This is a genomic window from Mesobacterium hydrothermale (genome assembly GCF_035818635.1).
Lineage (GTDB): Bacteria > Pseudomonadota > Alphaproteobacteria > Rhodobacterales > Rhodobacteraceae > Mesobacterium_A > Mesobacterium_A hydrothermale.
On the sequence record NZ_JAYLLH010000039.1, the window covers coordinates 1 to 24889 of the forward strand.

Genomic DNA, 24889 nt, shown 5'->3' on the forward strand with positions numbered 1-24889 from the left:
ATCAGCATGACTCGCACGGCCAGCACCAAATGGGAATCCCAATTCGGACTCGTTTGTCGCGATCAATCCACTAGAACGGGTTCGCAGGCTGTTGCGAACGCCCCGGGGCGACAGGCTGAGGGCCTCTCGGTGTCCAGGTATCTCCAGATTAAAGTTATGAAAGTCATCGTCTTGGTGGTCGGGTTGGGGGTGCGGTCAGCAAGGATGGCTCAATCGACAGGCAAGCCCGAAGGAACCGTCGCAGGGCGGCCGAGCGGGCGTTTGGTGGCTGTCTGGCCGGTCAGTGCTTTTAGGAAGGATACCAGGTCAGCCACATCCCGCTCGGATAGGGGAAGGCGTGTGATATCCGTGGTCTGTGACAGGCGCTGCATCTCGCGACTGTCCTGCATCACGATGAAATCCACGGGTGCCAGCCAATCCGCCTTGGGCAAGTCTGCAAGGGCAGGATCCCACGCGGTCAGCGCGGCAAGGGGATCGGCATGGTGCCGCACGATGCCGTCCAGCGTCGGGTAGGCGCCATTGTGGCCATAGGGGGCGGTCAGCGCGACATTGCGCAGCATCGGCGTCCGGAACCGGTAGGCATCCGCGAGGTCGTCACTTTCGCCCATGCGGCCCACATCGCGCGGCTGAAGGTCAAATCGACGGATCTTTCCGGGGCCGAACTGGGGCAGGGCGAGCGCGTGGAAGTCGTGGTCGGACAGCAGCGGCCCGGAATGGCAGGCGGCGCAATTGCCTTTGCCGTAAAACACCATCATCCCTTGTTTTTCTTGCGAGGTGAGCGCGGCGGTATCCCCCGCGAGATAGGCATCGAACGGGCTGTCGTGGTTGCGCCACTCTGTCCCGATGAACGCGGCCAGCGCGTTGGCGATCTCGACGATGGTCACCTGTTCGGGGCTGTCGATGTGATCGAAGGCCGCCACGAACATCGCGCCGTATTCGGGAATGATCCGCACACGTTTGGCAAGGATCGGCCAGGCGTTGTCGATCCGGTCGTTCACCGCGCCCGAGACCTCGTTTTCCTCGGGGTCGCCGGCCATTTCGAACCTTGCGGTCACGGGAAACAGCGCCTGCGCCGCCAGGATGGTTTCCAGCCCCTGCGGCAACCATTCTTCGGCAGGCGAATTGAACCCGTTTCCGTACAGGTCCGAGGTTTCCAGACGCCCGTCATGGAACAGCACCTTGATGTCCTTCGCCCCAAGATTCCAAAGCGCAGGGGCGTTGCGCGGAATCCGTTTGCGAATCCGGTCGTCCGGACCTTCGGTGCGCCGTTTGGGCCCGATGCCGGTGCCGCCTTCGCCGATCCCAAGGCTCAGCCCGTCGCCCCCTGCGAAATCGTGGTGGTGGCAGGTGCCACAAGAGATATTGCGGTTTCCCGACAGGATCTTGTCGTAAAACAACAGTTGTCCGAGCTTGGCCTTTTCGGCATCGAAGGCGATAAAGTCATCATACGTCAATGGCCGTGGCAAGTCCGCGGCAAAGGCGGGCAGGCCGATCAGGAGGGCAAGGATATGAAGCTGGCGAAACATGCGATGATCATCGTTATGGTGCTGATGTTTTCAACCCCGGCCGTGGCCGAAATCGAACAGGCCCGCGATCTGATGGAGGCCGGAAAGTTCGCCGAGGCACGCGCGGCGCTGATGCCTGCCGCCCGATCGGGCAATGCCGACGCAGAAGAGTTGATCGGCGTGATGTACGCGCTTGGACTGGGCGTCGAAAAAGACCCGGAGCGCGCCTTCGAATGGTACTTGCGGGCCTCGATGAAAGGGCACCCAGGCGCGCAGTCGGGGATCGGCTGGTATTACGAACTGGGCATCGGTATGCCCGCGCCTGATCTGGTGCGGGCCTACCTGTGGTACGGGTTGTCGACCATCGGCGGCGATCCGGATGCGGTGCTGTCTCTGGAAGAGGTCCAGAAAAAGATGACGCGGGACGAGATCGCCCGCGCCAAGGTTCTGATCAACGACTACAAGCCCTGGATGTACCCATTTCGGTAAGGCTTGCGGGGCGGCTGGGGCCGCCCCGCCGTTGCTGCTTAGTTCAGGTCGCCTGCGCGGGACGCGTCGATGGCGGCCTCGGCCTTGGCAACAGAAGAGGTCAGGGCGTCGAAAATCTGTTCGCCGCCGGCCACGTTGCTTTTGAACCAGCCATAAACCGGGTCAGCCGCCGCCTTGAAGGCCGCCTTCTGTTCCGGGGTCGGCACATAGAGGTCGCCACCGCCGGCCTGGAAGTCCTGGTAGGCCTGGATCGACTTGCGCTTGGGTGAGGCAAAGGTGGCCTGTTGCAGCGCATAGAAACCGTCCAGCACAACGCGTTTCAGATCGTTGGGCATGGCGCTGTATTTTTCATTGTTCATGAACCACAGCGCGCCCATGTAGGCATGGCCGTCCAGCGTGACATATTGCAGGCCAGCGTCGGGGAACTTCATGCCCATGATGTCGGTGATGCCGTTCTTCGATCCTTCGACGACGCCGGTCTGGAACGAGGTGAACAGTTCCGGCCATGGGATCGGGGTCGGAGAGGCCCCAAGGGCCTTGACCAGTTCCTGCGGCAGGTCCGCCACGACGGTACGGATTTTCAGGCCGGCCAGATCAGACGGCTCGGCCACGCGGCGCTTGGTGTTGGCAAAGTTGCGCCAGCCGCCGGTGTTGCCCACGGTCATCAGGCGAATGGCCCCGCCAGAGTTTTCCAGCGTCATCGCCTTCATCGTGTCCATGAACTCGGTGCCGTTTTGCAGCACCGCTTCGGCCACCCGGTCATCCGCCATCAGATAGGGCAGGTCCAGAACCTGGACGAAGGGAAAAATGCCCGATGCCCCGCCCGAAGTCGAAATGTAGACGTCGATATTGCCGTCGGCCACACCCTGAAGGCATTCCGCACCGTTGGAACACAGTTGCGTGCCGATGAACATCTCGACTGCGATTGCGCCGTTCGATGCTTGCTCGACATAATTCTTGAACACGACCAGACCGTCATAATCCTCGTCGTTTTCGTTCGAATTGGCCGTGGCCCTGATGGTGAAATCGGCGGCCTGCACGGCCATTGCCGATCCGGCCAGGATCGTCGCCGCGATCAGCGACTTGGTTAGTGTCTTGAGCATGTTTGTCTCCCTTTCAAACACTGGTTTTTATTCGATGAATCCCATCAGATGCGGGATCGTCAAGGAAATTGCCGGGACATAGGTGATCAGGAAGATCACCAACACCTCGACGGCGAGGAACGGCAGGATCGCCTTTGCGATGGTCTGAACTTTTTCGCCCGAAACAGACGACGCCACGAACAGCACCAGTCCCATCGGGGGGGTTGCAAGCCCGACCGTCAGGTTGACCGACATGATGATCGCGAAATGCACCGGGTGAACGCCCATCTCGACAAAAATCGGGCCAAGGATCGGGCCAAGGATGATGATCGCGGGACCGGCGTCCAGAAACATGCCGACGATGAACAGCAACACGTTGATCAGAAACAGCAAGACCAGCGGGTTCTGCGACAGCGACAGAATGTGATCGGCCAGGATCTGTGGCGCATAGGACAGGGCGACCACGGTTTTGAACGCCATCGCGGCCCCGACCAGCAGCAGTACGACAGCCGAAGTCATCGCCGCGCGGCTCAGCACCTCTGGCAGGTCCTTCAGCTTCATGGTCCGAAGCACGAAGAACGCGACGACCAGGGCATAGAACACCGCGACGGCGGCGGCCTCGGTCGGGGTGAAAACCCCCAGCAGAATGCCGCCCAGGATCAGGATCGGCGTTTGCAGCGGCACGACCGCACGCTTGGTCACCATGCGGAAATCGGGCTCGATCCGCCCTCTCATGCCAAACAGCAGAACATGGGCGGCAAGGACGCTGACCGCGAAACTGCCCCAGATTGCCAATCCGGACGCCGCGTCGCCCGAGCCGATGCCGGTGGTGCCGCGAAACACCGCGAAAATCACCCAGCCCAGGTTCAGGCGCAGCAAAACGAAGGACGCCCAGTATTCCCGCGCGCTAAGCACGATCCCCTTTTTCACGATGCGTTCGGCCTTGGGCAGGTCATAGCGGTTGGCCATCAGCTTGACGACCAGCATCAGGCCAACGCCCACCAGGACACCGGGAACGATCCCGGCCAGAAACAGCGCCGCAACGCTTTCGCCCATGACATAGGCATAGATGATCATGATCCCCGAGGGCGGGATGATCGGCCCGATCACGGAGGAGGCCGCGGTCACGGCGGCGGAAAAACGGCGCGTATACCCCTGCCGTTCCATCGCCGGGATCAGCATCGACCCCAGCGCCGAGGTGTCGGCGACAGCAGAGCCCGAAAGACCCGCGAAAAGCATCGAGGACAGGATGTTCACATGCGCCAACCCGCCCCGCAGGTGGCCCATCAGCGCTTGGCTGAATTCGACCAGGCGTTCGGTGATGCCGCCGCGGTTCATCAGTTCGCCGGCCAGCATGAAGAACGGGATTGCCATCAGCGGAAAACTGTCCATCCCGTTGTAAACGTTGCGGTAAAGCAACGTGATGTCGCGTTCCTGCCCGTTCATCCACAGCAAGATGCCAGGCGCTGCCAGCAGGCCGAAGAACACCGGCAGCCCGATCATCAGGAAAAACAGGAAGGTCGGAAGAAACCAGATCAGCATCGCGTCACTCCACCGTCAGGTCTTCGTCGACCAGCGGCTTCAGCGCCGCTCCGCCGCCTGTCATGGTGATCAGGCTGCGCAGGATAAGTTCAATATTCACGATCAGCAGCAAGACGACGCCGACAAACAGCGAAGCCATCATCCAGCTGCGCGGCACCCGGAACCATTGGCTGAAATCCAGCGCGGTCGGAACATAGAGAGAGGCGGTGGCGAAGCGTCCGCCAAAGCCGGTGAATTCACCCCATCCGATCTTGGCGGCGAAGGCCAGCACGGCGCCAGATATCAGCAGCAGGCAGAACGACAGCGCTGCGCCGATCTTGGACGGCAGCGCCTCGACCAGCATGTCGATGGCGACGAAACCGCCCCGGCGATAGGCCATCGGGGCCATCAGCCCGGTCATCCAAAGCATCATGAAGCGCGCGGCCTCGTCCGGCCACGGCAGGGCGTTGTTCAGGACATAGCGGAAAAAGACCTGCACCAGGATGGCCAGCACCATGAGTGTGATGGCTGCAATCGACAGCCAGCGGCCAAGCTGAAGAACGGTATCGTTCCAGATTTGAAAGGGCTTCAATAGCCCCAAAAGCGGCATGGTTGTCATTCCTCCCTTTGACAGATCAACGCCTAGTCCTTGTTTGTGAACCCTCCATATACGCCCTTGGCAAAAACCAACGGGTTGCCCTGCCGCGCCATCGCCTGGATGACGCGCCCGACGATGATCGCATGATCTCCCGCATCATGGATCGCAAATTTCTGGCAATCGAACCGTGCCAGGCAAGTGTCCAGAACCGGCACGCCCATGTCGGTCTCGCTCCAGTCGCCGTCATGAAAGGCGTGACCTTTGCGGGCAAAGCCGTGGCCGATATGCCCTTGGTCGTCTGCCAGGATGTGGATCGAAAAATGCTCTGCCCCTGCAAAGGCTTCGAACCTGCGCGACGTGCGCGCGGGCGACCAAAGCACCAGCGGCGGATCCAGCGAAACCGACGCAAAGCTGTTCGCGGTAATGCCCAGCGGCCCGTCCTTGGACAGGCAGGTCACGACAGTCACGCCGGTGGCGAACCGCCCCAGCGCCGCGCGAAACTGCTGCGCCGTGTCCTGACCGGGTGTGAACTGCATGTGCTCCCCTCCACCGTCTGGCATCACGCCACCTCTCGGCCCAGTGCTTCGGTGTAAAGCTCGAACCACGTCTGGCGGTCCATGGAGACCTTGAAGGCGTCGCTGAAGGTGCGGATGCGGGACAACGTGTTCGTGCCCATGACCGGCAAGATGCGCGCCGGGTGCGCCAGAAGCCATGCGACGGCCACGGCGGCACGGTCAACGCCGTTTTCCGCTGCGATCCGGTCCAGCACCGGGCGGTCTGCCGACATCAACGCTCCGCCGCCCAGCGGCGACCAAGCCATGGGCGAGACCGCAGTTTGCTGAAGATGCGCCAGGTCGCCGTTGGTAAAGGCCGAATGTTCACCCAGGCTCAACTCGATCTGGTTGGTGGCCAAGGGTGTGGTCATCGCCGATTGCAGCAGTTTCCAGTCCCACGGGCGGAAGTTGGACACGCCCACCGCGCGCACCTTGCCGCTCGCCACAGCCGCATCCAGCGCCGCGCCGGTTTCATGGTGGTCCATCAGCGGATCGGGCCGGTGAATCAGCAGCAGGTCGATATGGTCGATGCCCATGTCGCGCAGCGAGGCGTCGATCGACGCGCGGATATGGGCCGCCGACGTGTCGTAGTATTTCACCCGCGCATCGGCATAACGCCCGACCGGCGCAACGATGTCGCATTTGGTGACGATCTCCAGCTGGTCGCGCAGGCCCTTGTGCGCCTTCAGGCAGCTGCCCAGCAGCGCCTCGGCGATGTAGCCGCCATAGATGTCGGCCTGGTCGATCGTGGTGATGCCCTGTTCAAGACAGGCGTCGATCTTGGCGCGGATATGGTCGGGCGAGGTGTCGGCATCGTCGCCCACACGCCACATGCCATAGACGATCCGGCTGAATTCGATGCCACCGGGAAGCGAAACTCTTTCCATCACACGCGTTCTCCGACACCAAGGGGGGTGGGCGGCGTTTCTGCCGGGACCCTGCCATATTCCTGCGGCAAAGAGCAGGTCTTGAGTTGTGACAGAACCTTGCTGCCAAAATGCTGGCATTCATCGATGTGGGGATAGCCCGAGAAGATGAAGGCCCGGATGCCCATCTTCTGATAGGCCTCGATCTCGCTCAGCACCTGATCGGTCGAGCCGACCAGCGCCGCGCCGCAGCCCGACCGCGCCCGGCCGACGCCGGTCCAAAGGTGCGGTTCGATATACCCGAACTTGTCCGCCAGTTCGCGCGCCCGCGACTGGTGCGAAACCCCAAGGCTGATGGAGTCGTGTGCCCGGTCGCGGATCAACTTGCCGTATTCGTCATCCAGCTTGCTGACCAGATGTTCGGCGTATTCCTTGGCCTCGGCCTCTGTGTCGCGCACGATCATGTGGACGCGCAGGCCATAGTCCAGCGTACGACCGAACCGCTCTGCCGCGGCGTTCGCATCGCGCATCCGCTGGGCGATGTGGTCCTTGGGTTCGGGCCACATCAGGTAGACGTCGCAATATTCGCCGCACAGATCCAAAGCGGCGGGCGAATAGCCCCCGAAATACATCAGCGGGCCGCCGTTTTGCTGATAGGGCTTCGCGGGGGCCGTCGGCACGCCCTTGAAGCTGTAGACTTCGCCGTCGTGATTGATTTCGTCTTGGGTCCAGGCCTGCCGCAGGATCTGCACCACCTCGCGCGACCGCTTATAGCGGTACGCACTGTCGGCGACTTCGCCAGGGAAGTCGGACGAGATGATATTGACCGTCAGCCGCCCCTTGAGCATGTGATCCAGCGTGGCAATGGTGCGCGCCAGCATGACCGGTTGCACCTCGCCGCAGCGCACGGCGGCCAGCATGTTGATCTTGTCCGTCAGCGGTGCGCATCCGGCGACGAAGCTCAGCGTATCTTGCCCGACCTGATAGGATGACGGGCACAGGATGTTGCGAAACCCCTGGTTTTCGGCCTCCAGCACAATGTCCCGGCAGTGTTCCCAGCTGGATCTCAGGCTACCATCCGGGACCCCCAGAAATTCGTAATCGTCTGAACAAAGGGCGGAAAACCAGCTGACCTCGGCTGCGTCAAGATCGGCGGATGTCACCGGCACGACAGTCATACGAATCTCCTCCCTCAGTGCGATTCATACTTGCGTAGCATTCGCTTTGATGTAGATCAATAGTGTATCAATTTGAGTCGACCATATGCCAAGCCCGTCTGCCGCACTGCCCAAGTATGCCCAGATTTCCGAGATGCTGATCCGGGAAATCGCTGCCGGGCGTCTGGCCGACGGGGCCAAGCTGCCGCCGGAACGCCAGTTCGCGGCAGAGCTGGGAATTTCCGTCGGCACCTTGCGCAAGGCGCTGGACGACCTTGCGGATAAGGGCATGTTGCGCAGGGTGCAGGGGTCAGGGAACTATGTCCGGCATCGGCCGGATCCGGCGGGCATCTATGCTTTCTTCAGGCTGGAACTGGTCGACGGCGGCGGGCTGCCGACCGCGGAGTACCTGGACATCGCGCGGCTGGAAAAACCGGCCGAGCTGCCGGCTTTCGGGACATCGCGTGACGGCCATCGCATCCGGCGACTGCGCCGTCTGTCTGGCCAACCTGCCGCGCTCGAGGAAATCTGGCTCGACGGGGTCTGGGCCGAAAAGGTGGATCGCGACGATATCTCGGAATCGCTCTACCTGTTTTACAGCACCCGCCTGGACCTTCTGATTACCTCTGCCGAGGACAGGGTCAGCATCGATCTGGTCCCCGCTTGGCGGGTGGATCAATTCGCGATTGCAGCAGGACAGCCCTGTGGATTCGTCGAACGCTGGGGCCGGACCGCCGATGGCGAAGTGGCCGAATTTTCTCGCACTTGGTTCGACCCTTCGGTCGTCCGTTACGTCGCACGAATGAGGTAAATATGCGCACGATCAACTATGGCATCATTGGATGCGGCATGATGGGTCAGGAACATCTGCGCAATATCGCGCTTTTGCCCGAAACCCGGGTCGCTGCGATCTATGAACCCGACGCAGAGCAAGCCCAACGCTCTTTGGCCATTGCGCCCGACGCAGAAATTGTTTCCTCGGTTGCGGCGCTCCTGGCGATTGAGACATTGGATTGCCTGCTGGTGGCCGCACCCAATCACCTGCATGTCGACCTTTTCGAGGAAATCGCCAGAACCCGGCCGCTGCCACTGTTGATCGAAAAGCCGTTGTTCACATCGTCCGAACAGGTCGACCGACTGCGTCAGCTGGAGGCCAGCTATCCCGCGCCGGTCTGGGTGGCGATGGAGTATCGCTATATGCCACCGATCCAGAAGCTGATCGACGAGGCAAAAGACGCCACCGGCGGCATCACCATGCTGACGATCCGCGAGCACCGGTTTCCGTTTCTGCCGAAGGTTGGGGACTGGAACCGTTTCAACCGCAATACCGGCGGCACTTTTGTCGAGAAATGCTGCCATTTCTTCGATCTCATGCGCTTGCTGATGCAGTCAGAACCGGTCCGCGTGATGGCGTCGGCGGGGCAGGACGTGAACCACCTGGACGAAGTCTATAACGGTGAAACGCCTGATATCTGGGATGCGGGTTTTGTCATCGTCGAGTTCGAGAACGGCACCCGCGCGATGCTTGAGCTTTGCATGTATGCCGAAGGCTCGCGCTATCAGGAGGAAATCACGGCGGTTGGCCCCAAGGGCAAGATCGAGGCGAAAGTCCCGGGGCCGGGGCGGTTTTGGCCCGAACACCTGGGGGCGGCCCCGGTGCCGCAGGTCATCGTGTCTCCGCGTAACCCGCCCGGCCCGGTCACGATCGACGTACCGGTCGATGCCACGGCACTGGCTGCGGGCGATCACAACGGCTCCACGCTTTACCAGCACCAGAAATTCGTCGAAGTCGTGCGGCAGAGCGGTGTGCCGGAAGTCACGTTGGAATGCGGTCGCAAGGCGGTTGAAATGGGGCTGGCTGCACAGCTTTCGGCGACAACCGGGCAGACGGTCGATCTGACGTCGCACTGATCGCCGACCGCGTCGTGCCCCATCGGGCGCGGGCACGCTGCGCATCGGGAAAGCCCCCGCGGGCCGCTGGCGGCGGCGGTCCGCGGGGTCAACGTCATTTCGGCATATAGAAATTGAAAGCCGCAGCAAATTCGCTACCCTGACGCGAGGGAACTGGGTATCGGGTGCATCTTTGGCTCTGGTTTGTGACACGCTGGAGCTGTTCCTGCTTTCGGATTGGAAAGCAGAGATTGGCCCGGTGCAGATCGACCTGAGGGGTCAGAAGCGCCGGGCCCTGTTGACCTATCTTACGCTTTTGGACGGGCGTCCTTCGCATCGCGATGATCTGGCCGAGCTTTTCTGGCCCGCGGTCGATCTGCGCAAGGCGCGCGCCTCGCTTCGGCAGGCGCTTACGGATTTGCGCAAGGCCCTTGGCGCGGACCTTATCAAGTCGGACGGAGAGCTTGTGTCCATGTCCCGTGCGCGGGCAACAACCGACGTGGCCGATCTGGCCCGCGATCTGCGCGCATCTCACAGCGGGGCACATGTGGAAACCGCCTTGCGTGGCATGGCCGGTCTGCTGCGGGCGTTTGACGGGATCGGGCCTGCGCTTGATGACTGGTTGCAAGACACCCGGGCACGCCTGACCGATCTTGTTTTCGACGCCGCTTCCGTGCGGCTTCAAGACCCGGCCGTTTCCGCCGAGGCGCAGCTTCGGTTGGCCCGCGCGGTACTGGAATTGGATGCGCTGTATGAAGTCGCGGTGCGTGCGCAAATGAAGGCTTTGGCCGATCTGAACGACAACGCCGCCGCCTTGCGCGTCTATCACGGTTTTTACGAGCGCATCGAACTCGAACTGGCGGTCGAGCCTTCGGTCGAAACCCAAGAACTTGCCATCCGGATAAAGTTGCAGACCCCGGCAGAGGACGCGGTGCTTGCCTCCGCCACGCCAGCGCCGGGATCGGCGCGGCCCCTGACACTTGTGGCGGTCTTGCCGTTTGAACGGTTGGGGGCGCCGGATATTCCCGACTACATGATTCTGGGCATGCTGGATCAGATCACCTGCGTGATGGCGGCCTACCGCTCGCCCGCGGTGATTTCCTCGAACAGCACACGCCAGTTTCTGGGGCAGGCCATAAACCCGACCGAGGTCGGGCGGCAACTGGATGCGCGCTATGTGGTGACAGGGTCGATCAGCGGCAGCGGGGCAGCCCAGGTGTTGTCGGTGCAACTGTGTGATGGGGCCAATGGCCGGGTCTACTGGGCCAAGAATCTGACCTTGTCGCGATCAGAGGCTTTGACGCAAAGTCTTGCCCTGGCGCAGGACATTGCCCGCGCGATCGAGCCGTCGCTGAACCTTGCCGAGCTGGACCGCGCCCGCGCGATCCCCCCCGATGCGCTGGAACCACATCATCTTGTCTTGCAGGCAAAGGACCTGATGTTTCGCCTCAGCCCGGTGGACTTTGCCAGGGCGCGCGGGTTGCTGGATCAGGCTCTGGGAACGGGCGCAAGCTTTGCCCCGGCCTTTGCGCTTTCTGCCGAATGGTATGCGATCAACCTTTGGCAGGGTTGGTCGCGCCAAAGTCGCGACGACAGCGAACGGCTGATCGATCATGCCCGTCGCGCGTTGCAGCATTCCCCCGGCGATGGTCGCGCGATGGCGCAATGGGGGCACTACAAGATTGCGCTGGAACGCGATTTCGACGGCGCGCTGGCGCTGATGGACGAAGCCCAACAGATGGCACCGTCGGATTCGGAAACGCTGATCTGGACGGTGCCTACGCTGGCGCACAGCGGTCAGGCCACCCGCGCGCTGCAAAACGGCACCGAGGCATTGCGCCTGTCACCGTTCGACCCGTTCCAGTTTCGCAACGAACATTTCGTGTCGTTGGCCCACTACGCCAATCATGACCACGAAGCTGCTGCCCGGCTGGGGTTGGCCTGTTTTTCCAAGGCGCCGAACTATGGGTCGAATCTGCGCGTCACGATTGCGGCGCTTCAGGCGGCCGGCCGCACCGCCGAGGCGGCCGACCTGGCCATCCATCATGGCCAGGTCGAACCGCGATATTCATTGAACCGGGTCCGCGACCGCATGGGGTTTCGCGATGCGGAAACGCAGGATGTCTACGTATCGCGTCTGCTGGCTGCCGGGATCGCCGCCTGAGCATTTGACGCCGGATTGACGCCGCTCTGGTTCAACAATCGGACAAGACCGATCAAAGGGAGACAGGACGTGTTCATTCTACCAGGCAGCCATGGCAACTCGCATGGCAATTCTCACGGCAACTCGCATGGGAATTCCCACGGCAATTCTCATGGCAACAGCGGGCTTGCCATGGCGCCAGCCGGGGGCATCGCGTTGCCGGTGTCGATGCCGATCTATCTTGGACCGGGGGTTCTGCACCCGATTGAAGCCGGCCCGTTCAAGGAAACCGAGATCCATCCCGATCTCTGGGTTCTGCCGAAACTGCCGGGACTGTTGATCAATGTGCTGCCCGACACCTCTCCGAACAATCCCGATCACGCGACGCTGAAGGCGATCATGGAAAGCAAGGCCGTCGAGGTCGACCTTGAACGCGCCCTGAACGCGCGGGATGCAAACCTTGCGTCCTTCGGCGCAGAGGCCGCCGACCAATCGGGCGATTTCAAGCACTACTTCCATGCCCTCTTGTCGTTGAATCCGCGCGACCACACGAACACGATGCGCTTGATTTCGCTGGTTTATGCCGCGGCGGGCGTCGTCGGAATGGCATGGAAGCTCGAGTTCAGGCGGGCCCGTCCCGCGCAAGTCTGGCCCGGCATGTTTCCGGCGCTGCCAACCCCGCCGCATCCGTCCTTTCCCAGCAATCATTCCGTTCAGGCGCATACGGTTGCGCAGGTCTTGATCGAGGTGGTGAAGGGGGCCGGGCACCCAGCTGCCGAACGCTATCTTTCAGAGCTTGCGGACCGGATCGCGCTGAACCGCGAATACGTGGGGATCCATTTTTGCACGGACACCGAAGGCGGGCGGGAAATCGCGAACGGGCTGACCACCCAGTTGCTTGCTGACGGGCTTGTGAAAACGCTGGTTGACGCCGCCGTAGACGAACTGACCGTCGAGCGCGGGACTGCGTGAGATGTCCAACCGCACTCTTTCAACAGGCGCGGCGGTACCGGGCAACTGGACCTCTGCCCTGGGGGTCGCGCTGGGCCAGCGGGCAGAGCGTGCCGACTTTGTCGGGCGGCGTGGCGAACGTGTTTTTGTCAAAGCAATCGAGCGGCAATTGTCAGAAGCGCTGTCGCCAGAACTGACTGGTTGGCCGGTCCGTGACCAGGGGCGCAGGGCAACCTGCACCGCTTTTGCGGTCACGGCCATGGCAGAGCTGTGGCAGGCCACCCATGGTGGCAAACCTGTCGTGCCGGACTTTTCCGAAGAGTTCCTGTACTACAAATCGCGAGAGGACAGTTTCGCCGGAGCGGGCATCCACCTCGACGACGCCGAAGTTGATGCTCTGACCCAGGCAGGCGCGACCTTTCTGAAACAAGCCCAGAACGCGTTGGAAAGGGATGGCATCTGCCTGGAAACGGCGGCCCCCTACGACAGGCGGGCGATGGTCAACGCGCGGGTCAAGCCGGGGCAGGGGGCCGTCGCGGACGCGTTGGGCCGCAAGCCGCGCTCGGCGCTTGTTCACAACATCGTCGATTCCGAAAACGGCGAGGTCATCGGCACCCTGCGGGCGTGGAGAACCCCGCTGGCCGAACGCACTGTATCCGACATCCTGATAGACGCCCTTGGGCACGACAGCGCTGTCGCGGCGGCCTTTGCCGTTCTGAACGGGCCGGGGCGGGGGGCTTGGTTGGGGACAACACCGTTTCTGACCGGGCAGGTCAGCTATCCCCACGATGAAGAGGTTGTCGGTTTGCAACCGATCGGGGGGCACGCGGTCTGCATCGTCGGGTTCATCCCGGATACCGGCGCGACGCCCGCCCAACCCGCCAATCCTGGTTGGTTCGTGTTCAGAAATTCACTTGGGCGGCATCGTTTTGCCCGCGATGCGGGCAAGGTGCCGACGCCAACGGCCGCACCCTTGCAGGGGTACGGCGTGATCTCGGCAGCGGACGTGGACCGGTATTGCTGGGAATACCTGTTCCACGCCCCGGGCGCCGATTCGGTGCCCGGTTAGGCCCCGAATGTGGCAAGCGCGCCTTCGATATCGGACCAAGACAAGGCAAAGGCAATATTGCCGTCACCCGCGAACAGGATCCCGACCGCCACAAGGTCGGTCGGGGTCAGGGCCCGCACCAGCGCTGCGCCCGAATGCCCGGGCCGGACCGCCCCAGACAAAACAGAGAGCTGAAACACCCGGCTAAAGTGCAGCGTGCGCCCGCTTGGGCGGTCCTTGATCAGGATGCCCTGCGTCAATTCCGTCACCTGTGACAGTTCGACCCGCCGAAGCGCCCCCTTGGCCTTGGATGCATAGGTATAGCGAAACCGCGACGCAGCTTGCGGCGCAGCGCTCAGCCGACCGATCGTCCGGATGCGTTGGCCCGCGAAGGCTTCTATGGTGAACGGCAGGGCCAGCGCCTTGCCGCCCGGATCCAGTCGGATCAGCGCAACGTCATGACGGTTGATAATGTCGTCGCGATAGGGCGAATGCCCCGCGACGGAACCGATCTGTGTCCGTTTTCCTGCGATATCGACAAACACCGACCGCCCCCGCGCATCGCCGTTGGGGGCGGTAACCACATGCGCATTGGTTATGCCGAAGGCGCCATGCGGGGTGACGGTGACAAAGGCCAGCGTGCCGCTGCGCCGCTTGGTGCCCTCGATCACAATATCCGCGCCGTCCAGAACCGAATTGATTGTGGCAAAGGCCTGGGCCGAGGCCTCGACGATGTCGGTCGGAATCGGTCCGGCGGACGTGTGGAAGACTGGCGGCAAAGGCGCGCCATGCGGTGCGCCCTTCCGTTCCACCATGATGCGCGCGGCAAAGTACTTCTGGCACTGACCGCCAGTGTATTTTTCACCCACACCCACCGCGGTCACATCGGGATGATCGGCAAGCGCCTTTCGAACCAGGATGGTCCGGGCACGGGCTTCGGCGATCCTCATGACTGGTTCGTGGAACTGGTGACGTCCGGCCCGGGCTGGACCGGCAGCGGCGCGGTGTTCGTTTGCGAGACCACCTTGCCAAGCGCGATGTGCTTCAGTTCTCGCAGGCCAACAAGAGCGCCATCATCGTCGAAGACAAAGGCGAAGATGCGCACATCTCCCGCCCCGTCGACGCTGCCCGCTGCGGCGGGGGCAGACGGCAAAGCCGCTTCGACGATCTTGTTGGCGATCTCGAACAGGCCCCCGACCGACGCGGTCGCATCCATGTTGCTGTTGACCGTCGCCAGCGTGCCGTCTTCGCGCAGGGTGATTTTCATGTCGTTCTTGGCCAGAAACGCCCCGAATTGCAGCACCCGTTTCTTGTTGCGGTCGGGCAGGTATTCGATGTTCGCCTGCCCGCCCGAAACGACCAGTACGGGCATCACTTCGTAATGCACCAGCCCGCGCGCATCGGCGTTGTCCGCCGTCACCGGCACACTGGTCACATAGGCGCATCCGGATAGACAGGCGGCAAGGCCAAGACCCAGGAACATTCGCGAGATCATGATAAGGGTTCCTTTCCTGCAATTCAGAAGGCGCGCCGCACCCGAAGGGAGGATCGGCACGGCGCGCCGGGGGATCAGGCGTTGCGCGCGTCCTGAATTGCATCCACGACCGGGACCCGCAGATCGGTCCAGGTCAGCAAATCCGCAACCGTCGCAATCGGAGCCGCCGTGCCAAGCGCGGCTTGTGCCTGATCGGGTGTCCAGTGGGCGCCCGGGGCAAGGATCGAGGTTCTTGAGGTCAGAACCAGAGTCAGGAAGGTATCCGCCACGATCGTCGACCCCAGCGGCCCCAGCCGTCTGCCGTCGTTGACCACCGCAGCCTCGATCAGGATGTAAAGCCACAGCGGTGTGCGCTCGTACAGCATCAGGCTTTCCATCGTCTGGCGGAAAGCCGGATCCAGAACGCTTTGCATCTGGGTCTTGGTCAGCATTCGGACCGAAGGCAGGGCGCGCGACACATCCTGCCCTGACGGCAGTCCGCGCATCCCCCCGCGCCGCAGGTTCAGCATCGCCAGATTGTTCAATCCCACAGGCATCCCGGGCAAAATGCCAAGAGCCGGCGCGATATACGGGTCAAGCGCCTTGGTCATGTTCAGCGGTCCTTCGACCGATCCGGCGAGGTTCGGAAAGGCCCGGCCGGACAAGTCATAAAGCCGCCGGAAATCCGCGACCCAGTTGGTGGGCAGTGTCGGCAGGCCCGCGAAATCGCCGGACCCGCCGGAAAAGCGGAAAATCTGGTCGAACCGGGCCGGGCGAGGCACCACCGCGCCGCCGGTGCTGAAATTCACGTTCCATTCATACTCTTCACGTACCTGGCTGTGCCCCAGCCGATAGCCCGCCACGGAAAATTCCAGCGGCATGAACGCGGTTTCTCCCGGGCCCTGGGCCAGAACCTTGCGATTGCCCTTCACGATGATGTCGTCATAGACCCCCGCATCAAGGATACGCGGCAAGTAGTCGTGCAGCACGATATGCTGATAGTGCCGGGTCACTAGGTCGCGTGCGGCGGTGACGATCGTCGACGGCGCAGAGCCGGGGTTGGCCTCGGCCAGGGTGTCGGCAACGGCGTTGTGGAACTGCAAGAACATCAGGTGGGTTTGCGCGACGGCCAGGTTTTCGTCGTTCCGGTCGTCGCCGATCTGTGCCTTCTGGTTGCGGCGCGGCAAGTCCGCCAGAATGCTCTTGCCCGAGGCACCGGCCCCCGGAGAACCGCTTGTTGGCCCGACAATGAAGCGAAACCCGTTCATGAACTCCGGCTTTGCGCCGGTCAGGGTGCCATAGACACTATCGAGATCAAGACTGGGGGACCGCCCCTGCAAGAGCGCCTCGTCAGTGGTGGCCTCGATTGCATCGGTCGCGGCCTCGTCGCCCTCTTGCGATGGTTCGGTGACATCGCGCGTGATGTCGTGGTCGATGAACTGACCCAGGTAGGTATAGCCAGCCGGCACATCGGTGTCGGTCCTTTCCGCCTCGGACCGAGAGGTCATGTGCTGGCCCAGTCGGACGCTGGTCGATTGCTTCAAGATCATCGGCGGGGCCTTGGCAGGCGCGAACATCCGGCCAAAGCGAAACCCCGGCGGCGTGTCGTTTGCCCGGCCTTCGCCCTGAATGTCGATGTTGGTCTTGACCCCGTGGGTTGCAGTTGCGGTTTCCATGGCTTCCCCCTTTGCGAAACTTGTGCGGACAAGGGTCCATGTCCCGCGTCAAGACGGCGTCAGGTGCCAGTCAACGGCCGCGCAAACAGGTCTTTGCGCCAGACGATGGGGGAACCGGGGGACCGCCACTGTCGAGCCTGCAGCGAAGGGTTGTTTCGCGCGGCGGCATTCCCGGTCACGCAGCATAAAAAGCCCGCTTTGACGTCACAAGAAAACCCGAATGGGTTGCAAAGCTGCCGGCAGAGTTCGCGTGCCTATCGACCGAAGCAAGCGACAGATGGACGGCCAGAGACGGCATGGGGTCGCCCCCACCGGCAGGGAGAGGCAGATGACAGACGTTCACCTTGATCCAACACGCGACGCCAAGATCGGCTTTGCGTGGCACCGCAGGCTCACCGGATTTTGCGTTTCAAATTGCGCCCGCACACTGCGGTTCATGACGCTGATCATGATGCTGGTGGTGGCTTCGATCCCGGTCGCGCTGTTCTACAAGTGGGTCGAACGCAGTTCGTATATCCATGAACTTCAGCGGGTTGACGAAAACCATCTGATCATTGCGCGCAACCTGTCATCGGCCCTGTCAAGATATACCTCTGACGCTTTGGCCCTGTTCAGCTTTGTCGTGGCGGATTCGCTGCAACACACGGATCTTGCAGGTTTCCCGGAACTGCTGAAGCAATACGATCTGTGTCACGTCACGCTGCTGGACGCCGACGATACGCTGGTGTCGCAAGTGGAGGGGCACAACAAGCACAACCAGGGCATGCCCGCGCCCGAGATCATTGCAAAGCTGCGCGGCCTGGCCTCGGCATCGCCGGGCAAACCCGTCATCTCTGATATCATCTCTCACGACGGCAAACCGCATTTCTTTATCGCAGAGGTCTTCGACAACGGGCAGATGGCCTTTGCCCCGTGGAGCCCCCGCTATGTGATGGCGTTGCAGAAATCCATTTCCTTCGGCGAACTGGGCCATTCGATGATCGTCGACCAAACCGGTAAAGTGGTCGCCCATCCCAACGCCGAATGGCAGCGCACTAACAAGGACGCCTCGAAACTGCCGGTGGTACAAGCGATGCTCGCCGGCAAGACAGGCGTGATGCAGTTCTATTCCCCGCCGCTCAAGGCGGACATGATTGCGGGATATACGTTCGTTCCGGAAACCGGCTGGGGGGTAATGGTTCCGCAGCCGGTACGGGAACTGGAACTGCGCGCAGAAGAAGTGCAGCGCACGGCGCTTTACATTTCTTGCATCGTGGTGGGACTGGCGGCGCTGATGGCGATCTGGTTCTCGCGGCTGCTGACCGCGCCGATCCTGTCGGTCGTGACTTCGGCCCGTCGGATCTCGGAAGGGGACTACGCGACGCGCGTCGGAGAGCTTCCGCGCTATACACCGCGTGAAATTGGCAAGCTGGCGCGGGCGTTCGACACGATGGCGTCAGATATCGACAAGAAAACCAACCAGTTGACGGAAAGCCTGAAGCACGAAAAAGAGCTGTCGGAAGAGCGCGCGGCGCTGTTGGTCGAAGCGCAGCACGCGAACGCGGTGAAATCGCAGTTCGTCGCCACCATCAGCCACGAGCTGCGAACGCCGCTGACATCGATCCGTGGGTCGCTGGAACTGCTGAAACAGGGCGTGGCCGGGCCGGTACCGGAAAAAGCCAGCAAGATGTGCGCCATCGCGCTGAAAAACGCCGGGCGTCTGCAGGGCCTGATTGATGACCTGCTGGACCTGGAAAAGCTCGACAGCGGCAAGATGATCTTTCGTCAGGACAAGGTTGATCTGCGCCAGACGGTCACCGACGCGGTGGAAGCCAATGACAGCTATGGCCAGTTGCACGAGGTCAGGTTCAACTGGATCCCGACTGATCAGCCCGCCTTTGTCATCGGCGACAGCAATCGCTTGATGCAGGTGATGGCAAACCTGCTGTCAAACGCGGCGAAGTTTTCAGGCAGCGGGGACGTGGTGGATATTGCGCTCGACACGTCCGAGTCCGGAACCGTTCGGGTCACGGTCACGGACCACGGCATCGGCATCGCCCAGAAAAACCATGACAAGCTGTTCGAGAAATTCGTTCAGATCGAAGCAGACGACACCCGGCGCTATGGCGGCACCGGGCTGGGGCTTGCGATCACGCGGATGATCGTGGAAAGCCATGGCGGATCGGTTGGTTTTTCCAGCGCTCCGAACGAAGGCAGCGCGTTCTGGTTCGAACTGCCCCTGGCAACTGACGGCCCGGCGCGGGGCTGAGGTGTACAAGACCGGCGGGCGGCGTTCAGGATGCGGCCCGCGCCTTTGCAAAGATATCGACGATCTGTTCCGGCAACGATGTCGGATCGAACGGTTTGGTGATCACACCCGCCGCCCCCGCGTCCCACAGCGCCGCAGATTGGTCTGCCCGCGCCTTTGCGGTCATGAAGATGGCGGGTGTCTTTTCGAACCCGGGGATCTTGCGCAGACGTGACAGGGTTTCGATCCCGCTCATTTCCGGCATCATCACGTCCAGCAGGAACAGGTCAGGTTGGATTTCGGCCACCTTGCTCAGCGCATCAGAGCCGGACACGCATTGCGCGACTTTCAGGCCACCGATGGTTTCCAGCGACAAGTTGACGATTTCGCGGATGTCTTCGTCGTCATCGACATGCAGGACAACCGGTGCTTGGTTCGACATTGCGGTCTCCACCCGAAGACCACCCGGCGTGGTGGCCACAGTGAAAGAGGATGTAGTTCGAAAGAGCACTTTTTACAGGAATTAAGACTTCCTTAATCCACTATAGGGTGCAATGCCGTTTCGGCAAACACTGCGTTTCTCTTGTGGCGGAATGCCCCGCGATGTCGTGGGGGCCGCGCTTCGGGCGCCAGACCATTCAGATGCGCGTCAGCGCGGGCCATACCGATACGCCTGTGTGATCCGGCCAAGATTCACGACATGCGGACGAACGGTCCGCAGGATTTTCTGGGTGTCATGGTTCCGGCGCAGGCCGAATTGCACCTTTGTTTCTATCTGGCGAAGCGTTTCGCCAACTTCGGGCAGGCCGACGCTGCCGGCTACGCCATACATGCGATGGGCCAGCAACTGCATCTCCCGCAGGGCGTCCCGCGGGGCCTGGCCGGCCTCGATTTCGCGACACAACCTGACGAATGTCAGGGCATGCCCTGCGAGTTTCTCGATGAACGCAAGCCGGATACGTTCCATGCCTGGGGAAAACCGGGCATCAACCTTTGTCTCATTCATGACAGCACCTTTACCGAAACAACGCCCCCCCCGGGGTCTGAACTCAGGAAAACATGATCGCCCTCAGGCTTTGGTCGCTGGGCAGCACAACCGGCGTGGCGCGCGGGGTGGATTTGTCCATCACCCGTTCCAGCAGCAATGCGGGTTTCGTCGACGAGAAGAAAGACGGAACGATCTGTTTGCCCAGCAGGATCCGGGGAACCGGGATCCCGTCCATGTTATAGTCCATCTCAAGCACCGACATCGCCAGCCGGACCTTGCACAGAAAGCTTTCGGGATCGACCTTGGACAGGCGGTCCAGAACGACGACAAAGTCACCGCCGCCGGTATGCGTGAACAGCCCCTTCGCGGGACTCAACGCGCCGGAAATCGCGCTCGCGATATCCGCCAGAACGGTGTCGTAGACCTTGATCGTTGTCTCTGTATACAGCTTTGCGGCGTTTTCGACCTGGATCGACAACAGGCTGTTGGCCAACAGGTTCTTGCGCGACAAGGTTTTGATATAGTTTTCAAAAACCGGAAACTCCAGCATGTGGTCGATCTCTGGAAATTCGCGCGAAAGGCGAAACGCCTTGCGAAACACACCGTTTGATTTCTGCTTCAGGGCTTCGGCCATGCTGTTGTCAGAGATCATCCGTCTGACGTTGCGCAACCTGGTCGCGAATTCGATCCGATCAAGCGGTTTGGTGATGTAGTCCGTCGCTCCCGCGGCAAAGGCCTGGTCGACGTGATGGCGCTCCGACAGGCTGGTGTTCATCAGGATCGGGGTCTTGGCATAGGCGTCGATCGCGCGCAGCGCGGCGGTCAAATCCACCCCCGTCATCACCGGCATCTGGATGTCGATGATAAAACAGTCGATGTGCTCTGCCTTGGCGATCCGCAGGGCGTCGGCCGCGGTTTCCGCCAATATCACATCGGAATAGCCCGATTCCGCAAGCGTTGACTTGAGAACGTCAAGGATCAACGGTTCGTCGTCAACTGCCAGAAACTTCATGCCTGTGCTCCGGTAAAGAGGGCCGTCAACTACTCGTTAGAGGCGAATTGAGGCAGGAACGGGACATTTTTCCAGACAATCTGGGGTTATTAAGAGAATCTTAGGGTTGAGTGCGAAATACCTGTTGGTTTGGCTGAATCTTGCGTCAGCGGTGTTGGTTGTGCACCAGAGTTTGATTCGCGTCTTGGTTTTGTAGGGGGGGTGCCCTGCATGCGCCGCACGCAAACCCCTTGGGTGCGGTGCAACCTGCCACCTGTGCGGGAAAAGGGGCTTCGCCTTGGCGCGCCCTTGGTCTAGGGTCCGTGCGACGCCCCAGCGCACAGGTGACCATGTCTCAACCGATGATGGCGGCCGGTTTCGTGGCCGCGTTTCTTGACTATGCCGTTGAACAGGGTGCCCCGCGCGGGGCCTTGCTGGCGGCATGCGGCCTTGGCGATCACGATCTGGCGGATCAGGACAACCGGGTGCCCGTCGCGGCCTATCAGGCGTTGATCGCGGCGGCGACAAACGCCACCGGCGATACCGCGATCCTGTTGCGGCATACGCTGAACTCGCGGTTGGAAATGATGTCGGTGGTGGGCCAGATCGTGCATTCATCGGCGTCGCTGCCGCATTCCATCGAACAGTTGAACCGCTATTTGCACCTGATGGCGGAAAGCGACGCGTTGGCCGGGCGCGACCGGTTCGAGCTTCTGCAAGACAGGGGCGAGGTCTGGATCGTCGATCACTTGCCGGTCCAGGGGCCGGAATACATCGGACTAGAAGCGTCTTTTGCCCGGTTCATCAGTGAATTTCGCCGCTCATTTCCCGATCAGGTCTTTGCGCTGGAGATGGAGGTGACCTATCCGCCGCCGCCGCATGTGGCGGAATATCCGGACCTCTTCCGCATTCCGGTCAGGTTCAACGCATCGCGCAACGCGCTGCGGATCGACCCTGTCTGGCTGACGGAGCATACCGAATTCGAACCCGGCAACGCCTATGCCTTCGGAGTGTTCACCCGGCATGCCGATGCGCTTCTGTCCAAGCTGAAACGCTCGGACACGATTCGCGACCGGATCGAGGCGCAGATGTTGCCCGATCTGCACCAGGGATCGTTGTCGATGGACAAGATCGCGCGCGATCTTGGGATGAGCCGCCAGACACTGTATCGGCGGTTGAAGGACGAAGGGGTAACCTTTGCCCAGATCCACGATGACTTGCGCCACCGGATGGCCTGCGATTACTTGACGGCGCGCAAGGTGTCGGTGAACGAAACAGCCTATCTTTTGGGGTTTTCCGAAGCCTCGTCTTTCGTGCGCGCGTTTCGGCGCTGGACCGGGCAAAGCCCGTCGGCTTATCGAAACGGGACAGCCTGAGGGCCTGCGGTCTATTTTGTTACCAGCGGTCAAGACAGTGAAACCTGCGGTCATGCCGGTCGCGGCCGCACCGCCTTATGTCGCCTGCAACAGATGACGTTGCAAAAGGACATGACGATGAAACCACAATTTTTCGGACTGCTGGGAACGGTTTCGCTGCTGGCAGCCTGTGCGGACACCGGTGCAAACTATACCCCGATCCTCGACGGCGCGCCCACCGCGGCCTATCAGGCCGATCTGGCCGAGTGCCGGGCGCTGGCCCGCGACCAGCGACAGTTTGACCAGGAAACAGCCGGGGCGGCCGTATTGGGGGCCGGGGCAGGGGCCTTGCTGGGGGCCGCGGATGACGATGGAACGGCACTGGGCGGGGCGGTCGCAGGGGCCTTGGCCGGGGGCGTGGCAGGCATTGCCAACAGCGCAGAGCGCCGTCAGGCGATCGTGATCGAATGCCTGCGCGGACGCGGCCACCACGTGGTGGGCTAACCGCGATGCCAAAGACAGGTGATACGATGCCCGACAAGACCATCCGATCCCGATCCCGCTTTGCCGCGCTGCACCGTCTGCTGACGGGGCAGCGCGGGTTCGGGCCCCGCAACCTGCCCGCTACCGACCGGCTGCGCCGGGACATGGGGATGCCGCCGGTTCAGACACGCCTGCGCCCGTCCACGTTCTCGCCGCATGGTTTGGCATTTCGCCAAGGAAGTTGACCGATTGTGCGCAGGGTGAGGAAAGGAACACCGATGCAGACCGTATTCATTGCCGGGGCCACCGGCTATCTTGGCCGTCACCTGTGTGCGGAATACCAGCGGCGCGGCTGGCACGTCACCGCACTGGTGCGGGACAGGGCGCGGGCGGGCACGCTGGCTGCCGACACGCTGATCGAGGCCGAAGCCACCGAGCCCGCCGATCTTGTCGGGGTCATGGACGGTGTCGATCTGGTCGTTTCGGCACTTGGGATCACCCGGCAGATCACGGCGCTGACGTATCGCGACGTCGACTTTCAGGCCAACCTGAACCTGCTGAGAGAGGCAGAGCGCGCCGGGGTCGCGCGCTTTGCCTATGTGCATGTGCTGAACGCAGACCAGATGCGTCACGTGCCATTGGTCGCGGCCAAGGCCGACTTCGTCGATCTGCTGCGGGCGTCACCGGTTGCGGCCACGGTGATTGCGCCGACAGGATATTTCTCTGACATGGGCGATTTCCTTGCGATGGCGCAGTCCGGTCGGGCGTGGCTGTTCGGCGCGGGCGACAGGTCGATCAACCCGATCCACGGGGCCGATCTTGCTGTTGCAACGGCCGATGCGACCACTGCTGGCATAGAATGGCTGGATGTTGGTGGGCCAGAGGTGTTCACCCATGCACAGATTGCCGAACTGGCCTTTGCCGCGCTCAACCGGCCCGCCCGGATCACCTACCTGCCGGATGGGGTGCGCCGCCTGGCGTTGCGGCTGTTGCCATGGTTGACCCCAAGGCGCATTCACGGCCCGGCCCAGTTCTTTCTGAGCGCGATGGCGCTGGACATGGTGGGCGCGCCGCGCGGCAACCACCGGCTGTCCGATCATTTTGCCACGCTGGCGCGACACGACTGATCCCATGGAAACCGGAGTTTTCTGATGTCTTTTTCACATGCTGCGGCGGGTGCCGCGCTGATTTGCGCCGCGACCTACGTGATCGGGTTTGCGGTGCTGCTTACCGTGCTGGCGCCACTTGGTTTTGGCAGCGAACAGATCGATGCGCAGGCCGTGACCGCCTTTGTTCATGCGCATCCGCTTGAGATGATCGCCTGGAACACGTTGATCTATATCGTCAACGCACTGGCCCTTGTTGTGCTTGTGGTCGGGCTGTCGCTGCGACTGCGCGGGCACCAGTCTGGCCTTGCCGCGATGGCGCAGGCGCTTGGGCTGATCTGGGCAGGTCTGGTGCTGGGCGCAGGGATGGTTGCCAATGTCGCGGTCGAACGGGTGGTCAGCCTGTTTGCCGAGACGCCAGAGCTTGCCGTGCAGATGTGGTCCATCCTGCACGCGGTCGAACTGGGCCTTGGCGGCGGGAACGAAATCGCGGGCGGCGCGTGGCTTTTGACCATCAGCCTGGCCGAACGCCGCGCTGCCACCCTGCCCGGGTGGCTTGTCGTGCTGGGTGTCCTGGCCGGGGGCGCCGGAATGGTTACCGTGGTCCCGCCGCTCGGGCAAAGTGCCGGCGTGGTTTTTGGCCTGGGAACGTTGCTTTGGTTCGGGGGCGTGGGCCTTACGCTGTTGCGGGCAACGCCCCCGGCGCAGGTCTAGTGGATTGATCGCGACAAACGAGTCCGAATTGGGATTCCCATTTGGTGCTGGCCGTGCGAGTCATGCTGATG

25 protein-coding genes are annotated in these 24889 nt (G+C 62.0%); 12 read left to right on the top strand and 13 right to left on the bottom strand.

What is annotated here, in order from left to right; translation table 11 throughout:
• Positions 1-209 precede the first annotated feature (209 nt).
• Positions 210-1526 (bottom strand): cytochrome-c peroxidase, encoded by a 1317-nt coding sequence (locus tag VK792_RS17760; protein ID WP_326299212.1) that lies wholly within the window; start codon positions 1524-1526, stop codon positions 210-212.
• Here VK792_RS17760 and VK792_RS17765 point away from each other — a divergent pair.
• Complete coding sequence (locus VK792_RS17765) at positions 1509-1994, top strand: tetratricopeptide repeat protein (protein ID WP_326299213.1); 486 nt, start codon at positions 1509-1511, stop codon at positions 1992-1994. The two genes, VK792_RS17760 and VK792_RS17765, sit on opposite strands and share 18 nt — an antisense overlap.
• 38 nt (positions 1995-2032) lie before the next feature.
• Here VK792_RS17765 and VK792_RS17770 read toward each other — a convergent pair whose 3' ends face one another.
• Genes VK792_RS17770 through VK792_RS17795 form a run of 6 tightly spaced genes read right to left on the bottom strand, consistent with a single transcriptional unit; the run spans position 2033 to position 7793 of the window.
• Positions 2033-3097 carry a TRAP transporter substrate-binding protein gene (locus tag VK792_RS17770; RefSeq protein ID WP_326299214.1) on the bottom strand — a complete coding sequence of 355 codons (1065 nt, stop codon included), beginning with the start codon at positions 3095-3097 and terminating at the stop codon, positions 2033-2035.
• A 27-nt stretch (positions 3098-3124) separates the two neighbouring features.
• On the bottom strand, positions 3125-4618 hold the full coding sequence (locus VK792_RS17775; protein ID WP_326299215.1) for a TRAP transporter large permease: 1494 nt from the start codon (positions 4616-4618) through the stop codon (positions 3125-3127).
• Between the two features lie 4 nt (positions 4619-4622).
• A complete protein-coding gene (locus tag VK792_RS17780; RefSeq protein ID WP_326299216.1) occupies positions 4623-5216 on the bottom strand; it encodes a TRAP transporter small permease in 594 nt (197 codons plus the stop codon).
• Between the two features lie 23 nt (positions 5217-5239).
• A complete protein-coding gene (locus tag VK792_RS17785) occupies positions 5240-5731 on the bottom strand; it encodes a flavin reductase family protein (RefSeq protein WP_326299217.1) in 492 nt (163 codons plus the stop codon).
• Positions 5732-5754: 23 nt separating this feature from the next.
• Entirely contained in the window at positions 5755-6636 is an 882-nt protein-coding gene (locus tag VK792_RS17790) for an aldo/keto reductase (RefSeq protein WP_326299218.1), read from the bottom strand.
• The gene (locus VK792_RS17795) at positions 6636-7793 is read right to left on the bottom strand and encodes an LLM class flavin-dependent oxidoreductase (RefSeq protein WP_326299219.1); all 1158 of its coding nucleotides are present in this window, start codon (positions 7791-7793) and stop codon (positions 6636-6638) included. Before VK792_RS17795 ends, VK792_RS17790 begins: the two co-directional genes overlap by 1 nt.
• Before the next feature lie 85 nt (positions 7794-7878).
• Between VK792_RS17795 and VK792_RS17800 the strand changes: the two genes are divergently transcribed.
• The 5 genes from VK792_RS17800 (at position 7879) to VK792_RS17820 (ending at position 13825) form a co-directional block, all read left to right on the top strand.
• A complete protein-coding gene (locus VK792_RS17800) occupies positions 7879-8583 on the top strand; it encodes a GntR family transcriptional regulator (protein ID WP_326299220.1) in 705 nt (234 codons plus the stop codon).
• Between the two features lie 2 nt (positions 8584-8585).
• Positions 8586-9683 carry a Gfo/Idh/MocA family protein gene (locus VK792_RS17805; RefSeq protein ID WP_326299221.1) on the top strand — a complete coding sequence of 366 codons (1098 nt, stop codon included), beginning with the start codon at positions 8586-8588 and terminating at the stop codon, positions 9681-9683.
• 172 nt (positions 9684-9855) lie between these two features.
• Complete coding sequence (locus VK792_RS17810) at positions 9856-11826, top strand: BTAD domain-containing putative transcriptional regulator (RefSeq protein WP_326299222.1); 1971 nt, start codon at positions 9856-9858, stop codon at positions 11824-11826.
• Positions 11827-11895: 69 nt separating this feature from the next.
• Complete coding sequence (locus VK792_RS17815) at positions 11896-12777, top strand: phosphatase PAP2 family protein (RefSeq protein WP_326299223.1); 882 nt, start codon at positions 11896-11898, stop codon at positions 12775-12777.
• A gap of 1 nt (position 12778) precedes the next feature.
• Positions 12779-13825, top strand: coding sequence for a hypothetical protein (locus VK792_RS17820; protein WP_326299224.1), 1047 nt, complete (start codon positions 12779-12781; stop codon positions 13823-13825).
• Here the strand turns inward: VK792_RS17820 and VK792_RS17825 are convergent.
• The 3 genes from VK792_RS17825 to VK792_RS17835 form a co-directional block, all read right to left on the bottom strand.
• Entirely contained in the window at positions 13822-14754 is a 933-nt protein-coding gene (locus VK792_RS17825; protein WP_326299225.1) for a trypsin-like peptidase domain-containing protein, read from the bottom strand. The two genes, VK792_RS17820 and VK792_RS17825, sit on opposite strands and share 4 nt — an antisense overlap.
• Positions 14751-15299, bottom strand: coding sequence for a hypothetical protein (locus tag VK792_RS17830; RefSeq protein ID WP_326299226.1), 549 nt, complete (start codon positions 15297-15299; stop codon positions 14751-14753). The genes VK792_RS17825 and VK792_RS17830 overlap by 4 nt, the downstream gene beginning before the upstream one ends.
• Before the next feature lie 74 nt (positions 15300-15373).
• The gene (locus VK792_RS17835) at positions 15374-16954 is read right to left on the bottom strand and encodes a peroxidase family protein (RefSeq protein ID WP_326299227.1); all 1581 of its coding nucleotides are present in this window, start codon (positions 16952-16954) and stop codon (positions 15374-15376) included.
• 328 nt (positions 16955-17282) lie between these two features.
• Between VK792_RS17835 and VK792_RS17840 the strand changes: the two genes are divergently transcribed.
• Positions 17283-19202: a sensor histidine kinase gene (locus tag VK792_RS17840; protein ID WP_326299228.1), complete on the top strand. Its 1920-nt coding sequence runs from the start codon at positions 17283-17285 to the stop codon at positions 19200-19202.
• A 25-nt stretch (positions 19203-19227) separates the two neighbouring features.
• On the opposite strand, the gene VK792_RS17845 is transcribed toward VK792_RS17840, so the two are convergent.
• From VK792_RS17845 to VK792_RS17855, 3 genes are all read right to left on the bottom strand, one after another.
• Positions 19228-19623: a response regulator gene (locus VK792_RS17845; protein WP_326299229.1), complete on the bottom strand. Its 396-nt coding sequence runs from the start codon at positions 19621-19623 to the stop codon at positions 19228-19230.
• A gap of 207 nt (positions 19624-19830) precedes the next feature.
• Positions 19831-20187: an Hpt domain-containing protein gene (locus VK792_RS17850; RefSeq protein ID WP_326299230.1), complete on the bottom strand. Its 357-nt coding sequence runs from the start codon at positions 20185-20187 to the stop codon at positions 19831-19833.
• Positions 20188-20230: 43 nt separating this feature from the next.
• Positions 20231-21181 (bottom strand): response regulator, encoded by a 951-nt coding sequence (locus VK792_RS17855; RefSeq protein ID WP_326299231.1) that lies wholly within the window; start codon positions 21179-21181, stop codon positions 20231-20233.
• A 329-nt stretch (positions 21182-21510) separates the two neighbouring features.
• On the opposite strand from VK792_RS17855, the gene VK792_RS17860 reads away from it, so the two are divergent.
• The 5 genes from VK792_RS17860 to VK792_RS17880 all read left to right on the top strand — a co-directional run bounded on the left by VK792_RS17860 (position 21511) and on the right by VK792_RS17880 (position 24818).
• Positions 21511-22536 carry a helix-turn-helix domain-containing protein gene (locus tag VK792_RS17860; protein WP_326299236.1) on the top strand — a complete coding sequence of 342 codons (1026 nt, stop codon included), beginning with the start codon at positions 21511-21513 and terminating at the stop codon, positions 22534-22536.
• A gap of 117 nt (positions 22537-22653) precedes the next feature.
• Entirely contained in the window at positions 22654-23019 is a 366-nt protein-coding gene (locus tag VK792_RS17865) for a glycine zipper family protein (RefSeq protein ID WP_326299232.1), read from the top strand.
• A 26-nt stretch (positions 23020-23045) separates the two neighbouring features.
• A complete protein-coding gene (locus tag VK792_RS17870) occupies positions 23046-23243 on the top strand; it encodes a hypothetical protein (protein ID WP_326299233.1) in 198 nt (65 codons plus the stop codon).
• A 33-nt stretch (positions 23244-23276) separates the two neighbouring features.
• On the top strand, positions 23277-24125 hold the full coding sequence (locus VK792_RS17875; protein ID WP_326299234.1) for an SDR family oxidoreductase: 849 nt from the start codon (positions 23277-23279) through the stop codon (positions 24123-24125).
• A 24-nt stretch (positions 24126-24149) separates the two neighbouring features.
• Positions 24150-24818 carry a hypothetical protein gene (locus tag VK792_RS17880; protein WP_326299235.1) on the top strand — a complete coding sequence of 223 codons (669 nt, stop codon included), beginning with the start codon at positions 24150-24152 and terminating at the stop codon, positions 24816-24818.
• The last annotated feature ends 71 nt before the right edge of the window (positions 24819-24889 follow it).

What these genes read in the sequence shown, in the direction of transcription:
- VK792_RS17770 (WP_326299214.1), bottom strand. Translation starts at nt 3,097, where the DNA reads ATGCTCAAGACACTAACCAAGTCGCTGATCGCGGCGACGATCCTGGCC.
- VK792_RS17765 (WP_326299213.1), top strand. Translation starts at nt 1,509, where the DNA reads ATGAAGCTGGCGAAACATGCGATGATCATCGTTATGGTGCTGATGTTT.
- VK792_RS17825 (WP_326299225.1), bottom strand. Translation starts at nt 14,754, where the DNA reads ATGAGGATCGCCGAAGCCCGTGCCCGGACCATCCTGGTTCGAAAGGCG.
- VK792_RS17795 (WP_326299219.1), bottom strand. Translation starts at nt 7,793, where the DNA reads ATGACTGTCGTGCCGGTGACATCCGCCGATCTTGACGCAGCCGAGGTC.
- VK792_RS17835 (WP_326299227.1), bottom strand. Translation starts at nt 16,954, where the DNA reads ATGGAAACCGCAACTGCAACCCACGGGGTCAAGACCAACATCGACATT.
- VK792_RS17760 (WP_326299212.1), bottom strand. Translation starts at nt 1,526, where the DNA reads ATGTTTCGCCAGCTTCATATCCTTGCCCTCCTGATCGGCCTGCCCGCC.
- VK792_RS17790 (WP_326299218.1), bottom strand. Translation starts at nt 6,636, where the DNA reads ATGGAAAGAGTTTCGCTTCCCGGTGGCATCGAATTCAGCCGGATCGTC.
- VK792_RS17850 (WP_326299230.1), bottom strand. Translation starts at nt 20,187, where the DNA reads ATGAATGAGACAAAGGTTGATGCCCGGTTTTCCCCAGGCATGGAACGT.
- VK792_RS17870 (WP_326299233.1), top strand. Translation starts at nt 23,046, where the DNA reads ATGCCCGACAAGACCATCCGATCCCGATCCCGCTTTGCCGCGCTGCAC.
- VK792_RS17855 (WP_326299231.1), bottom strand. Translation starts at nt 21,181, where the DNA reads ATGAAGTTTCTGGCAGTTGACGACGAACCGTTGATCCTTGACGTTCTC.
- VK792_RS17880 (WP_326299235.1), top strand. Translation starts at nt 24,150, where the DNA reads ATGTCTTTTTCACATGCTGCGGCGGGTGCCGCGCTGATTTGCGCCGCG.
- VK792_RS17860 (WP_326299236.1), top strand. Translation starts at nt 21,511, where the DNA reads ATGTCTCAACCGATGATGGCGGCCGGTTTCGTGGCCGCGTTTCTTGAC.
- VK792_RS17845 (WP_326299229.1), bottom strand. Translation starts at nt 19,623, where the DNA reads ATGTCGAACCAAGCACCGGTTGTCCTGCATGTCGATGACGACGAAGAC.
- VK792_RS17800 (WP_326299220.1), top strand. Translation starts at nt 7,879, where the DNA reads ATGCCAAGCCCGTCTGCCGCACTGCCCAAGTATGCCCAGATTTCCGAG.
- VK792_RS17780 (WP_326299216.1), bottom strand. Translation starts at nt 5,216, where the DNA reads ATGACAACCATGCCGCTTTTGGGGCTATTGAAGCCCTTTCAAATCTGG.
- VK792_RS17785 (WP_326299217.1), bottom strand. Translation starts at nt 5,731, where the DNA reads ATGCAGTTCACACCCGGTCAGGACACGGCGCAGCAGTTTCGCGCGGCG.
- VK792_RS17820 (WP_326299224.1), top strand. Translation starts at nt 12,779, where the DNA reads ATGTCCAACCGCACTCTTTCAACAGGCGCGGCGGTACCGGGCAACTGG.
- VK792_RS17830 (WP_326299226.1), bottom strand. Translation starts at nt 15,299, where the DNA reads ATGATCTCGCGAATGTTCCTGGGTCTTGGCCTTGCCGCCTGTCTATCC.
- VK792_RS17775 (WP_326299215.1), bottom strand. Translation starts at nt 4,618, where the DNA reads ATGCTGATCTGGTTTCTTCCGACCTTCCTGTTTTTCCTGATGATCGGG.
- VK792_RS17805 (WP_326299221.1), top strand. Translation starts at nt 8,586, where the DNA reads ATGCGCACGATCAACTATGGCATCATTGGATGCGGCATGATGGGTCAG.
- VK792_RS17875 (WP_326299234.1), top strand. Translation starts at nt 23,277, where the DNA reads ATGCAGACCGTATTCATTGCCGGGGCCACCGGCTATCTTGGCCGTCAC.
- VK792_RS17865 (WP_326299232.1), top strand. Translation starts at nt 22,654, where the DNA reads ATGAAACCACAATTTTTCGGACTGCTGGGAACGGTTTCGCTGCTGGCA.
- VK792_RS17840 (WP_326299228.1), top strand. Translation starts at nt 17,283, where the DNA reads ATGACAGACGTTCACCTTGATCCAACACGCGACGCCAAGATCGGCTTT.